The 13,695-nt window shown below is 53.2% G+C and carries 7 protein-coding genes and 1 pseudogene; all 8 read right to left on the minus strand.

From position 1 onward, the window contains the following. Window positions 1-18 precede the first annotated feature (18 nt). The 8 genes and pseudogenes from recD to A7090_RS10885 all read right to left on the minus strand — a co-directional run bounded on the left by recD (window position 19) and on the right by A7090_RS10885 (window position 13,561). Complete coding sequence (gene recD, locus A7090_RS10850; RefSeq protein WP_105274042.1) at window positions 19-1,845, minus strand: exodeoxyribonuclease V subunit alpha; 1,827 nt, start codon at window positions 1,843-1,845, stop codon at window positions 19-21. Beyond that, the gene (gene recB, locus A7090_RS10855; protein WP_105274043.1) at window positions 1,845-5,387 is read right to left on the minus strand and encodes an exodeoxyribonuclease V subunit beta; all 3,543 of its coding nucleotides are present in this window, start codon (window positions 5,385-5,387) and stop codon (window positions 1,845-1,847) included. The genes recD and recB overlap by 1 nt, the downstream gene beginning before the upstream one ends. Continuing rightward, entirely contained in the window at window positions 5,380-8,268 is a 2,889-nt protein-coding gene (gene ptrA, locus A7090_RS10860; RefSeq protein ID WP_105274044.1) for a pitrilysin, read from the minus strand. Before ptrA ends, recB begins: the two co-directional genes overlap by 8 nt. A 175-nt stretch (window positions 8,269-8,443) precedes the next feature. Beyond that, window positions 8,444-11,812 carry an exodeoxyribonuclease V subunit gamma gene (gene recC / locus A7090_RS10865; RefSeq protein ID WP_105274045.1) on the minus strand — a complete coding sequence of 1,123 codons (3,369 nt, stop codon included), beginning with the start codon at window positions 11,810-11,812 and terminating at the stop codon, window positions 8,444-8,446. A 12-nt stretch (window positions 11,813-11,824) separates the two neighbouring features. Further along, on the minus strand, window positions 11,825-12,148 hold the full coding sequence (locus tag A7090_RS10870; RefSeq protein ID WP_105274046.1) for a prepilin-type N-terminal cleavage/methylation domain-containing protein: 324 nt from the start codon (window positions 12,146-12,148) through the stop codon (window positions 11,825-11,827). Then, window positions 12,133-12,540 (minus strand): annotated as a pseudogene (locus A7090_RS10875) (DUF2509 family protein). Before A7090_RS10875 ends, A7090_RS10870 begins: the two are co-directional and overlap by 16 nt. Further along, window positions 12,537-13,100, minus strand: a complete 564-nt coding sequence (locus tag A7090_RS10880) for a prepilin peptidase-dependent protein (RefSeq protein WP_105274047.1) — start codon at window positions 13,098-13,100, stop codon at window positions 12,537-12,539. The pseudogene A7090_RS10875 and the gene A7090_RS10880 overlap by 4 nt, the downstream one beginning before the upstream one ends. Then, complete coding sequence (locus A7090_RS10885; RefSeq protein WP_105274048.1) at window positions 13,091-13,561, minus strand: prepilin peptidase-dependent protein; 471 nt, start codon at window positions 13,559-13,561, stop codon at window positions 13,091-13,093. Before A7090_RS10885 ends, A7090_RS10880 begins: the two co-directional genes overlap by 10 nt. Window positions 13,562-13,695 lie beyond the last annotated feature (134 nt).

Consider the following 13,695-nt stretch of genomic DNA (forward strand, 5'->3'; position numbering starts at 1 on the left):
CGCATCAGGCAATCACGTTTATCCCCGCGAACTAAACAACGCCGCCAGACCACTGCGTCGCTCGGTGCGAGTGGCAATTGCCGCACTCAAAATACGCTCATCGGCGTACAGCGACAGACGGCGACGTGCGCGGGTCACTGCGGTGTAAACCAGCTCTCGCGTTACTACCGGCGTGCGTTGGTTCGGTAAAATCAACGCCGCATGATCGAACTCCGATCCCTGCGATTTATGTACCGTCATCGCCCACGTCGTTTCGTGCTCTGGCAGGCGACTCGGTTGCACAGACTTAATATTGCCGTCCGGCATCGCAAACCAGACGCGCGTCCCCTGCCCGCGCTCCAGAGCAATACCGATATCGCCATTAAACAACCCAAGCGCGCTGTCATTACGGGCAATCATCACCGGCCGGCCTTCGTACCAGCGTGAGTGCGGATGACGATGAATTTTGCGCTTCTGTTGCATAAACTGTTCAATTCGCTCATTCAGTCCAGCCACGCCAAACGGCCCTTCCCGCAGGGCGCACAAAAGCTGGTACTCATTGAATGCCTGAATGATTAAATCCGGCTCGGCACGCGCTTGCAACAGCTCCAGATAACGTCCGTAACCGGCAAGAGCTTCCTCAAGCATCACAATATAATCTTCACCGCTCTGTAAAAGTCGTTTTTCGATATCAGTAAAATCCTGCTGAAAAACCGCTTTCACTGCCGTTTTATCACCACGGTTGATCGCCGCCGCAAGCTGACCAATGCCAGAATCACTACCGAAACGGTAGCTTTTTTGCAGCAAGCAGAGACTGTCGCGCAAAGATGCCGCTTCTGTGCCTGTTCCTGCCGGAACGTGAGTTCCTGTCAGACGACTTAATTGCCCGGCGCGCTCTGCGGTAAAGCCTGCATTGGCATAAGCGCAGATATCTCCCAGCACTGCGCCAGCCTCAACCGAGGCCAGTTGATCGCGATCGCCGAGAAAGATCACTCGCGCATGATCGGGCAAGGCGTCGATCAGTCTCGACATCATAGGCAGATCGATCATTGACGCTTCATCTACCACCAGCACATCAAGATGCAGCGGGTTACCGGCATGATGACGTAAACGCTGGCTACCCGGCTGCGCACCCAGCAATCGGTGCACAGTGCTGGCATCTTCCGGAATACGTTTCTTTTGTTCATCGGTCAACGGTAGCTGGCGCAAAGCTTTGCCAAGCGATTCGGTTAAGCGCGCGGCAGCTTTACCCGTTGGCGCGGCCAGACGGATACGGCAGCGTTCGCCGTCTGCCATCTGAATTAACGCCGCCAGCAACTTCGCTACAGTCGTCGTTTTACCGGTGCCAGGACCGCCGGAAATCACCGAGATCCGCCGCGTCAGCGCCACCGCTGCCGCCACTTTTTGCCAGTTGATCTCATCGCCTGGCGCAAAGAGTTTATCCAGCGTTTGCTTCAGCAACGTTTCATCCACCTCAATGGCATGATTCACTTCGTTGAAAAAGCGTGCCACTGTGCGCTCATTACACCACATGCGATTCAGATAAAGGCGATCGCCACAGAGGATCATTGGCGTTGGTTCATCTCCCCGGCTGACCGCTTGTGAAGCCAGCAGGCACTCTTCCCAGTTTCGCAAATCGCCAATTTCACTGACGCAGGTTGCTAACAGCGGATGTGAGGTCTCGCTGTTCTCCAGTCGTGAGAGCGGTAAACAGACATGCCCTTCCCCGGCGTCGTGGCTTAACAGAGCTGCCGCGAGAGTGACAGCGGGATGTTCATCTCCCGCCACTGTCAGGGCAAACTGCACATCCAGCGGGCGTAGCTGTTTGTGCTCCACAGCTTCCAGTAATTGCTTTTGCAATTTCATTACGCCTCCTCCAGGGTCATACCGGCAAACATCTCATCCATCAGAGCAATCAACCCGGCGTTGGGTCGGGTCACGTAAATCCCTTGTTGCGGATGTTCTTTATCAACGCCACGCAGGAACAAATAAATAACGCCGCCAAAATGGCGCTCATAGTCGTAATCAGCAATGCGATGGCGCAGATAACGATGCAGCGCCAGGGTATAAAGCTGATATTGCAGATCATAGCGGTGTGCCTGCATCGCCGCTGCCATTGCCTGCTGGGTGTATGCCGAACTGTCTTCCCCCAACCAGTTAGATTTATAGTCGAGCAGGTAATAACGCCCTTCGTGGCGAAACACCAGGTCGATAAAGCCTTTTAACATGCCGCGTACCTGCATGAACTCCAGCGGTGGACAGCCAGCGGATAGCAGGTCAAACTGACGGATTAGTGCATCAAGTTGGCTGGCGATAAGCGGTTCACTAATCGGCAGGTAAAACTCCATCTCCACCTGTTTATCGCGAGTGGAAAGTTGATTCAGGCTAACACCCGTTTCATTGAGAGGAGCCTGGAGGACAGCCGTGATCCACTCGGTCAACACCGGTTCCCACTGCGGTTCAAAGCCGCCGAGTTCCAGTTTTTCTTGTACCCAGTTCGGGTCAACCGGCTGGGTAAAATCGAGGTCTTCAAACAAACTGTGCAAAAATGTCCCCGGTGACGCACCGCGCGGAAACTGATGCGGTGTTAACGTCGGTTCTTCAACGACGCTGACCACGCCTGCGGCCTCAACATCCAGCCGTGGCATCAAATCCTGAGCGATACCATGACCACGCTGCTGCAAACCGGAGTAGCTGGTGACACGCCAGTTATCGCCGGGCAATCGTTGTAGCGTCCTGGCATTCAGTTCTGCAGTTAAAGCATCATTAACCTGCCAGGGCTGGTTATCACCAGTTTGTGCCGTTTGCCAGCCAATATCATCATCACACAACGCTTCAATACAGGCGCGAAGCCCTGGCGCATCTTTCGGTTCCCCTTTTTGCAGCAAGCGCCCGAGCGCACTTTGATGGACGTCGGTATCGCCTTTTTTATCGCCACGACGGCGCACCAGCGGCGCTACGCCGAGACTGCAATGCCAGACCGAACGCGTCAGCGCCACATAGAGCAATCGGAGATCTTCTGCCAGACGCTCGGCCTCCGCAAGATCAACGCTTTCTGGTGCAGCGTTAAGATCCAAAACGGCCTCAAACGAGTGACGATCGTGATAAAACGCCTGATCCTGGACGCGGAAATTGGTGATAAACGGCAGCCAGACCAGCGGATATTCCAGCCCTTTCGATTTATGGATCGTGACAATCTGCACCAGATGTTTGTCACTTTCGAGACGCATTTGCTGGCTGGAGGCATTACTGTCGGGTTCGAGGATATGCTGCGATAACCAGCGTACCAGCGCATGTTCACTTTCCAGCTGCGTTCCGGCTTCTTGTAGCAGTTCGCTGATGTGCAAAATATCGGTAAGACGCCGCTCACCGCCTGCCGTTGCCAGCAAGTTTTCTGCAATATTACGCGCCGACATCAGCGCCCGCAGCATCGGCATGACGCCACGTTTGCGCCAGATTTGCCGATAACCATCGAACTCTTCGACTACCGCATCCCACGCCTGTTCGTCATTGTTCAGCGTTTCTATATCCAGCGCATTCAGCCCCATCATTGACGTTGCCAGCGCACTGCGCAGGGTGTTCTCACGTTCGGGCGTCATCACCGCCTGCAACAGCCAAAGCATCTCCTGCGCTTCCAGAGTTTCAAAAACACTGTCGCGGTTCGAAAGGTAAACGGAAGGGATTTCCAGCAGCGCTAAGGCATCGCGCACCTGGGCGGCCTCCTGGCGGCTGCGCACCAGCACACTGATGTCCGAGGCACGTACCGGACGCGCATCATCGCCGTTCATCAGCAACGCTTCCCCTCGCTGCCCGGCCTGTAACCAGTCGCGGATTTGCGCAGCACATACCTGCGCCATGGTACTTTGATAATCGCCAACACCGCAGCTTTCGCCTTCCATCAGCCACATTTTCATCGCAGGCTGCGTTTCACCTTTAAATACAAAACGTAACGCCTGATTTTTCCCGGCTGATTTCACTGGGATAAACGATATTTCGCGAAACATGAAAGCGTCATCAGTCTGACTAAAAATCTTGTTCACGCTGTTCACCATTCCGGGTGCGGAGCGCCAGTTGGTGTCTAAGGTGTAGTGTGCGTGAACTTCGCTACGCGCCTTCATATAAGTGAAGATATCCGCACCCCGGAACGCATATATGGCCTGTTTCGGGTCGCCAATTAGCAACAATGCGGTTTCCGGCTGATGGTGCCAGATGCGGCGAAAAATTCGGTACTGCTGGGGGTCTGTATCCTGAAATTCGTCGATCATTGCCACCGGGAATCGCGTACGGATCACCGTTGCCAGCGCCTCGCCACTTTCGCTACGCAGCGCGGAATCGAGCCGACTTAACATATCATCAAAACCCAGTTCGCCACGGCGACGTTTTTCACGCGCTACCGTTTCGCGGATCTCAGCCAGGGCGCGGGTGATCACCAGATCGCGGATCGATAATGGTTCAGCAAGCAGTTGATCGATCGCCTCAAACAGCGGATGTCGCGGCGTTTCCCCTCCTGCTTTCGTGCGATCTTCTAAGAATCGTTGAGAGAATTTTTCCAGCGACTCCGGCAACTGATAACTGTTTGTCTCTTCTTCTGCCCAGGCGCTGATCTTGTCGATCCATTTAGCCTGATTGCTACGGTTGAACTTGCGTCGATCAATGCCAGAAGATTCGATCAGCGCATCCAGCTCGCCCACCGCATCGCGCCACTGCTGTTTTACGGCATCGATACGCGCCACAATATGCGCGTGGCGGGAAACCAGCGTTTCATCATCGGGCGGCGGCGCTTTGATAACCGGCGCTTCCCCTTGCAGATAACGATTAATATCTCGCAGTAACGCCTGTGGTCCTTTCCAGGTTTCAAAGACGACCTGGGCAATTTCACGCGGTAACGGGTAGCAATGACGACGCCAGAAATCGGCACAGGCCTGGTAGCGTAGCAGAGACTCATCTTCAATCAGCTGCTGCTCAAACAACATGCCGGATTCAAAGGCGTTCAGGTTGAGCATGCGCTGGCAAAAGCCGTGAATAGTAAAGACTGCCGCTTCATCCATCTGCCGTTCGGCTAACAACAACCACTGCGCGGCTTGCGCTTTATCGTCGATCTCTTCCAGCAAGCGTGCATACAGCGGATTGTCGGTGGTTTCACGCAGACAGGCGATGCGCAACTCGTGGATATTGCTACGGATACGACCGCGCAATTCTGCGGTGGCAGCCTCGGTAAAGGTGACCACCAGCAGTTCTTCAACGGTCAGCGGGCGGGGAAAGGCGGCAGAACCGCCCAGTCCAAGTAACAGGCGCAAATAGAGCGCCGCAATCGTAAAGGTTTTGCCTGTGCCGGCTGAGGCTTCAATCAGGCGCTCGCCCTGTAAGGGCAAGCGCAAAGGATCTAGTGTCTCGGCGACCTCACTCATTCTTTTCACTCATCTGGGGCATTGTTTGCTGCAACGCGCTGACGTTCTCCCACACTTTCCAGCCTTCAGGATGCACATATTCGGCTTTCCCGTTCTGGCTGCCGGAAATCTGCGACAGAATAGCCATGCCTTGCGGCTCGACCACCGCCTGATGAAAGAAATCAGCCAGTTTTTGCGGCGTCAGCAGTTTTATCTGGGCAACGATTTTATCACGCGAATCAAAGCGCATATTGCCGCGATCGAAATCTTTACTTAACTTCGATGCTTCTTCTCCGAGCGTTTGCGGTGCCTGCTGCATCTGGGTAATTACCGCCAGCTGGATTTGCGCAAACTCTTCTGGCTTCATCGCCCGCAATTTTGCCTCTGTAGTCGGGAAAAACGCCTTGTAACGTTCCCACAAGAATGAAGGCTGTTTATCATTGCTTTGCAACAGGAAGCCCATGCCCCACTGACGCCCCACGCTCATTGGGAACGCGAACACGGCATAGCCCAACTGTTCTTCGGTACGCAACTGATTGTAGAACCACGGCTGTACAATCTGCCCCAACAGAGAGCTATAGGCTGAACTGTTGTATTCATCGTAGCCAGTCGGTACAAATACCGCTGCCAGTGCGGAGTCGGTGCTGTTACCGGCTTTTTCAAAGATGACGGATTGTTTTTTATCGACCAGGACATCTTTGTTACGACACCACTCTGAACCATCAGCGCCCAACTGTTTTTGCACATCGCGTGCCAGCGTTATTGCCTGGGTTTCGGTCATGTTGCCGATAATCATAAACTCTGGTCGAGCCCCTGATTTTAAGGCGTCGCGATAGGCCAGCACCTCTTTAAGAGTAATGGAGGACAAAATTTTACGCCGTTCATCTCGCGAGAAATACGGCACCTGCGAGAGCATCTGCGCGGGCATAATCGCTTGCTCGAACGCTTTGCCCTTTTCTGCGGAATCCATCATCTGGTTATACCAGGACTTCGCTTGCTCAAGCTGATCTTCCGTAGCGGTATAGCTAAAGTAGCCCTCCAGAAGAGCCAGGAAAAGCTGCGGCAGACGCTGAGTGTAACCATTGGCATTAACCATAAGGCCATTGTTTGCATTGGTGGAAAAACTGATGCCACCAACCGACGCCTGATTGCTTAACTGATCAAGTGCCAGCCCAGCGAGATAATCATTGAGCGCAAACATCACCTGATTACGGGCGCTGTCCATGGCTTTCGGGTTACGCAAAATCAGGCTGACATCGGCTTTAGGCTCGCTGGCAAAATAACGGCTCGGCGCATATACCACACGCAGATTCGACTCATCAACAATCAGCTCTGGATGGTCGTATTTCTTTTCTGACTTAATCAGCGAGAAATTGTCAGGAATATAGCGGTTAAGTTCCGGCAAGGAGAGCGCAATGTTGGCCGCTTTTTTCTGCCAGTCAGCGAAGGTTTGTTCGCTGATTTTATCGACCTGATACGGCGCATCGACAAAGTAAGCCGTTTTATTGTGCGGCTCTTTCGGGCTGATATACCAGATACGCGCATTCTGCGGCGTCATCATCGCCAGACGCTCTTTTACTGCTTTAGCGTCGTAGCGATCGGCAATATTGACCGCATCCAGCGTATGCTCAACAGGAACGCGAATCATCGTATCAGCCAGCCATTCCACGTAATCCATATCACGGGTGATTGACGGATAACGGAAGTCGATATCCAGCACATTCGCCAGTTCATCGAAGTATTGTTTTTCAATCCCTTTTTCGCGTAACAGATTAAGGTAGCTAAAAATGGCCGCCACAACCTGATCGCGATTCGCCAGACCTTTATCGGTTAAAGACGCAGAGATCGCTAATACACCGCTGTTGCCGTTAACAATAGGATCGGAGCTGGCGCCAATGCCCTCAACAAATCCCTGCTTTTGCAGCCAGTCAGAAAGCGTTCCAGGGCTGCGATTGCCAATCAGATAGGTAATCAATTCATCCGTTTTACTGCGGAACTTCGCCGAATTGTTATCGATGCGAAACTCAACGCGCAGAACTTTACGCGGCAGCGCCGGGACGTAATGAATGATAATGCCCTTTTGCGCGTCGGTGACTACCGGCACGGTGATTTCCGGTTTTTTGCTCTCTTTGTTCGGCACGCGACCAAAGGTGTCTGCCGCCATTTGTGCCAACTTCGGCAGCGGTTTATTACTGTAAATAACGGACTTCATCAGATTGGCAGAATAGTACTTCTCGTGGAAATCTTTCAGCGCCTGCTGTACCGGATTACCAGGTTTGTCGCTTAAAGTTTCGAGGTTACCGCCAGAAAACTTTGCACCGGGGTGTGCCGGGTTAATGGTTTCTGCGCTGACCTGTGCCATGCGCATCCCGTCACGCGTACGCGCCATGGTTAATTCAGCGTTCACCGCATTACGCTCACGTTCTGCATATTTCTTGTCGAGCAACGGTTCAGCGATAGCGTCTGCCAGGCGGTCTACCGCACCGGGCAAGGCGTCGTTCTCAACTTCCAGATAGAAAGCCGTGCGATACGGTGCCGTGCTGGCATTGTGACTGCCGCCGTGCATTTTGAGGTATTCAGCCAGACTGTCAGCCTGCGGATACTTTTTCGACCCCATCAGACTCATATGTTCAAGGTAATGTGCCAGCCCCTGGTACGCCTCGGGATCTTCCAGCGACCCAACGGGCACCACCAGCGCCGAGAGCGATTTAACCGCCTGCGGATCAGAAACCAGCAAGACCACCATACCGTTATCCAGACATATAGCCTGATACTGGCGGTTATCTTTATCACTTTTACGGATGGTTTCCTGAATCGGCAGCCATCCCGTTTCTGCCTGACTTAAGGGTACCCAAAGGGCAACAAACAACAATAATGCTTTGAACCAGGTGCTGCGGGGCATTCACGGACCTCATTATCAACTTTATTTTCTAGCCAGATTCAACACGTTAACGCAAATCATCTGCCAGAATTTAATCTTGCGCTGAACGAGTCAGCCTATGTCTATATAACCATCAGTCCGCGACTGGTGCGCATCATAAAGCAAGCGAATAAATTGCGCAATTTTTATACAACACTCATGACTGATTAAAGCGAAACAGCGGTAACAGGAAACGTTGCGACTGTTCAACGATGGTTTCCATTGTCTCTGGTGTTAATTGCCGCCAGAGCCGTTGATACCAGATATCGTCACCTTCTCCACGCACCATCATGTTGCCTTCGTAAGCCTGAAGGAATTTCGTACGGGCTTTTTGCAAAGTGGAATCGTCATCCAACATGGCATCGTTTTGCGCGTCATAACAATTTTTTAGCCACGCGCCGCCACTTTCAGGTAACACCAGCAACGGCGCGGACATTCCTTCACGATACCCCTCAATCAGTTGTGAGAGGTAATGCAAAGCCTGTTCAGCGGCAAGCGGTGGAAAACGCCACTCGCCGTCTTTGCGTAGAAAAAGGCGACTTTCACCATTACCACCGCTGGCACAGTAGACAAGGTGTTCCAGCCAAAGTTGCATTCCCTGCGCCACACTTAATAAAGAGGGACGCCAGCGCAACAGGCCATCCGGCTGCACCTGCGGCAACCAGCCAGTTATCCGCACACCGTTGCAGACGAGATCAATTTCCATACTCTGCCCCGGCTGGCGACAGGCAATGACTCTGTCAGCAAGCTGCTGCATCTCCTGGCACTGTGTTTCCCAGAAAATTTCACCAAAAGCGCCATACGGTAAATCACCTGCTGCCCGGAAGCGGCGGAACAAGCGTTCGGCATCATCCTGCTCAACCAGTGCATTCAATAACTGCTGGTTGATTTGATAACGACTAAGCCCTTCAAGAATAAAAGGTTCGGTGTCGGGAATTTCGCTGTCTTCGGTACGGAAGTTCACCTGCAAACGCATCTGGAAAAATGCCCGCACCGGATGTGCCCAGAATCGTTGTAGCGTTTCCAGCGGCACGGTTTCCGGTAAGATAAACGGCAGCGGCTGAACAAATTCAGAATGTGCCTTACCAGCCTGGCTGGCCGCAGGTAGCCATTCACGAGCATAGCTTTGTCGTTCGCCTGGCTGGTAGTTTTGTGGATCAAACGGCATTCGGGTATGGAGGCAAGTAAGATGCGCTTTTACCCTTGCTTCGCTTTCATCACAGTTGAGCGCTTCATCGCCCGGTAGATAATGGCTTTGCCCGATGTAGTCGATCAGTTCCTGCACCAGCACCGACGGGAAACGTTCACTGTTATCCTGAATGGAACGCCCGATATAGCTGATATAGAGTTTTTGCTGCGCGGAAATTAACGCTTCCAGGAACAGATAGCGGTCATCATCGCGACGGCTACGGTCGCCACGCTTCGGTTTCTGGCTCATCAGGTCAAAGCCCAATGGCGCAAGCTGGCGTGGATAAACGCCGTCGTTCATTCCCAGCAGGCAAACCACTTTGAACGGAATTGAACGCATTGGCATCAGAGTACAAATGTTAACCGGCCCGGCGAGAAAACGCTGGCTGATACGTTCTTGATCCAGGCGCTGTGCCAGTTCATCACGCAATAGTGACAGCGGCACCGCGTCGCCATACTGCGCACCTAAACCTTCGGCGATAATCGCCTGCCATTGTTGTTCGATCAGCGTCATCGCCGCTTCGGTTTCCGCATCCGGCAGGAAGAAGGCGTTGAGCATATCGCGACAAACCGGCAACCACTCTTCCAGCGGACGCTCCTGCGCCAGCCCGCGACGCCAGATATTCAGCTGCATTAGCAGTGACGCCAGGTGCCCCACCAGTTCTGCAATTAAGCCGCTCGACTCATCGTAAGGCAGAACCGATTGCCACTCGCCCTGCGCGCTTTCCATCGCGTAGCCCAGCAACATGCGCGTCAGGCCAAACCGCCAGGTGTGTTGACCGGTGGCGGGGAGTTCCAGCTCGCGAACGTTGTCGTCATCTATCCCCCAACGAATGCCGGATTCGTTGACCCACTGGCGTAAATAACGCAGCCCTTCTTCGGTAATGTCAAACCGCGCCGCCAGCACCGGCACGTCCAGTAGCGCCAGCACATCCTCTGACACAAAGCGACTGTCAGGCAGTGATAACAGGCTGATAAACGCTTCCAGTACCGGATGTGACTGCCGCGCCCGACGGTCGGAAATGGCGTAAGGCAGGTAACGATCCGCAGGTGCACTACCAAACACTGCCTGAATAAACGGGCTATAGCTGTCGATATCAGCCACCATCACGATGATGTCGCGCGGAGTAAGTGTCGGGTCTTCCTCCAGCATCGCCAGCAGGCGATCGTGTAAAACTTCAACTTCACGCTGCGGGCTATGGCAAACATGGAAGGTGATACTGCTATCCAGTGGATCAAGCGGACGTTTGTTATCGCTACGGGAAAACTCTTCGATGTTCACACCAGCAACGGCACGATTTTCCAGTTCCAGAATGTCAGACTGAATGTTATGCAGCAGGTTGTCTGGCGTAACATCGACAAAAGCGTCCAGCTCCTGGCTGCTCTCCAGGTCAGAAAGGAGATAAATGTAGTCGCGCCCAAGCTTACCCCATGAGGCCAGCAGTGGGTTGCCAACATCCTGTTCACCATCGCTGTTAAAGAGCTGCCCGGCATTTTCGCTGTCGCGAAATAGCGGTAATTCGCGATCTTCAAAACTGTGTCGCCGCTGGCGAGTCAGCAGTTTCGCCAGATAAGCAGGATCTTTAATGTCGCCCCAGTAATAACGGCAGGGGTTGGTAAACAGGAGATGGATTTCAATATGTTTACCCAGCGCCTGTAGCGCCTGGAGATAAACAGGCGGTAACGCGGAAATACCGCATATAAAGACGCGCGAAGGTAACCCCGAAGGGCAGGTCGTCGCGGACTCCAGCGTTTCGATAAAGCGTTGATAGAGATTGGCACGGTGCCAGCACGGTTGCCCGAGTTCATGGGTATATTCCACCAGCGCCTTCCACAACGGCGCTTGCCAGGTCTGCGCTTCTCCCAGCCCTTCAACCAGATGCCCCGCTTCCCACTGTGCCAGCCAGTCCGGGCGATAGACCAGATACTGGTCAAACAGGTCTGCCGCTTTTGAAGAAAGCTGGAACAGTTTTCGCTTGTCGCTATCGTCAGTCAGATAATGCCGCAACAGGGTAAAGTCTTCGCGCTCCAACAGTTGCGGCAGCAGAGTCATCAGTTTCCAGCTCATGCTCTGTTTGTTAAAGGCGCTCTCTTTGGGGATCTCCGGTAACACCCGGACGAACATATCCCAGATAAAACTCGCTGGCAGCGGAAAATCAATGTTTGCCGCAATACCAAACTTTTGCGACAGGGTCATTTGCAGCCACTGCGCCATACCGGTACTTTGCACCAGAATCATTTCTGGTTCGAAAGGATCGTCCAGCCGTTCGCGTTCGACAATAAACTCCATCAACGCTTCCAGCACGTCCAGACGATTGGAATGGTAGACCCTTAACATAGCGGCTCCTGACTACTGACGATTCGGGCAATGCAGGCGGCTCATCTCGCCTTCTCTGCCCCCGGGTGAAACTAGCGTAACGCTGATGCTGACACATCCCGCCTGCGATGTCTGCATTCGGTTGACCTGCCAGTTGGCAGGTGGCGAAATCGCGCGCAGTTGCGTTTGCTGCCAGCCATGCCGCCAGAGCTGTTGGTACTGGTTTCTGCTGGCAAGACTGTTCATTAATGTTCGCTGGAAACCCGATAACGCAGTGACAATCATCACCATCAGCACCATCGCCAACATTACCTCCGGCAGGCTAAAGCCTTGTTGATTCTTCAGGGAAGCTGACATAATGCCCTCTCTTTTTGCGGACAAAAGTCGCTCCAGCCGCGTGGCGAAAAAACAATGTTTCCATCGATGACCTCGCCTGTTCGCCATAACGAAACGCCTTCATAACCAGCAATCAATAAGGCTTCTTTGTCTGCCAGTAAACGCAGACAAACCTAGGCACCGGTGGCAGCGTACAGTAAGCACTGAACTGCGGGCTGCGTCTGCCAGGAGTGCATTTTGCCCCACTCCAGCGCCGACTGAACGATGGCCTGGCGACGCAATGACTGGCTTTCCATAGTCACCCGAGAGGCAAAACTACGATCCTGCTGACTCATTCCTTGCAATAGCAAGCTACCTAAAACCAGCAGCATCAGGACCAGAGCCAGTGACGAAACACCCTTTTCGCGGTTCACAGGTTGAATCCTGTCACGCTATAGCTGGCATCCACCACGGTTTGTGGTTCTGCCTTACTGGCACCGCGCATATTAACCGTCAACATCGGCGAGAAACCGCTGACATCCTGACGTACGACCTGAAAAGTGTCGATAATGATGGCATCCGGATTCGTGACTTTATCCCAGCCCTTACCTTCACAGGATGTCGCACCGCGTAATGTTTCCAGCACATGCTCCTTCAGACGAAATCCAATCTGGTCGGACTCTTTTACCGGTTCGCGATCCCAGATACCGTTACTGTTCGCATCCCACTGCACAATGATACAGTCGCCCTGTCCGACAATTTCCACCCCTTCCCCCGTACAGCTGCCATGACAATAACCCGCCCTCTGGAGATGCTTCGCGACGGTAAATACCCGCAGCCAGATTTCATCTTCCAGTGCCAGCTTACGGGTGCTCGTTAAACTTTCACGCTGTAACGCAGGCAGAAAGCGTGCAGCCCCCAGCAACAATACGCTACTGATCGCCATAGCAATCAACACTTCCAGCAGAGAAAAACCTTGCTCTTTTACAGGCATCCTTCTGTTTCTCCTTGCTGACAAAGCCGGAGTCTTCCCCACGGTGAAACTACCAGCCACCACTCACCCGTTGAGTTTTTGAAGCGAATATGTCCCGCCCATGCGGTATTGCGCAGGCCAAAGAAAGTGAGCGAAGGTGTCAGGTCGCTCATTTCGACTTCAGGCCAGCGTGGCACAAAGACCAACGGTGAACTGCCACGACAGGTATTCGCCCCAGCAACGGAACTCACAAGGCACCATAACGTCCCCTCCCTGATAACACTGATACTGTGGTCGCGGTTATGCCAGTTGGCATCTTCACGTAAATAGAGCAAATAGTCCCGCGCCTGGCTGGCGGTTTGCCATAGCCGTTGCGACTGCTGCCAGTATTGCCAGCCATAGAGCCCACTTGCGCTTAGCATGACCAAAATCAGCATCGCGACCAGCGTTTCAATCAGCGTATAACCACGTTGTGTTTTCATGCCGGCAGTATGCCGCGAGGAGAAAAAAAGACGAGGACCAGTTTCTATTTCTTCGGCGCGTCTTCCGGACTATTGTAACCGGCTCATTTAAACCGTCTGGTCTGTTTCCTCCGGCTCTACAAAAATAATGTCCA

This window comes from Escherichia sp. MOD1-EC7003 (genome assembly GCF_002965065.1).
Lineage (GTDB): Bacteria > Pseudomonadota > Gammaproteobacteria > Enterobacterales > Enterobacteriaceae > Escherichia.

Excerpts from the sequence above, each read along its gene's own strand:
- A7090_RS10870 (WP_105274046.1), bottom strand. The coding sequence starts at position 12,148 with ATGTCAGCTTCCCTGAAGAATCAACAAGGCTTTAGCCTGCCGGAGGTA.
- A7090_RS10885 (WP_105274048.1), bottom strand. The coding sequence starts at position 13,561 with ATGAAAACACAACGTGGTTATACGCTGATTGAAACGCTGGTCGCGATG.
- recD (WP_105274042.1), bottom strand. The coding sequence starts at position 1,845 with ATGAAATTGCAAAAGCAATTACTGGAAGCTGTGGAGCACAAACAGCTA.
- ptrA (WP_105274044.1), bottom strand. The coding sequence starts at position 8,268 with ATGCCCCGCAGCACCTGGTTCAAAGCATTATTGTTGTTTGTTGCCCTT.
- recC (WP_105274045.1), bottom strand. The coding sequence starts at position 11,812 with ATGTTAAGGGTCTACCATTCCAATCGTCTGGACGTGCTGGAAGCGTTG.
- recB (WP_105274043.1), bottom strand. The coding sequence starts at position 5,387 with ATGAGTGAGGTCGCCGAGACACTAGATCCTTTGCGCTTGCCCTTACAG.
- A7090_RS10880 (WP_105274047.1), bottom strand. The coding sequence starts at position 13,100 with ATGCCTGTAAAAGAGCAAGGTTTTTCTCTGCTGGAAGTGTTGATTGCT.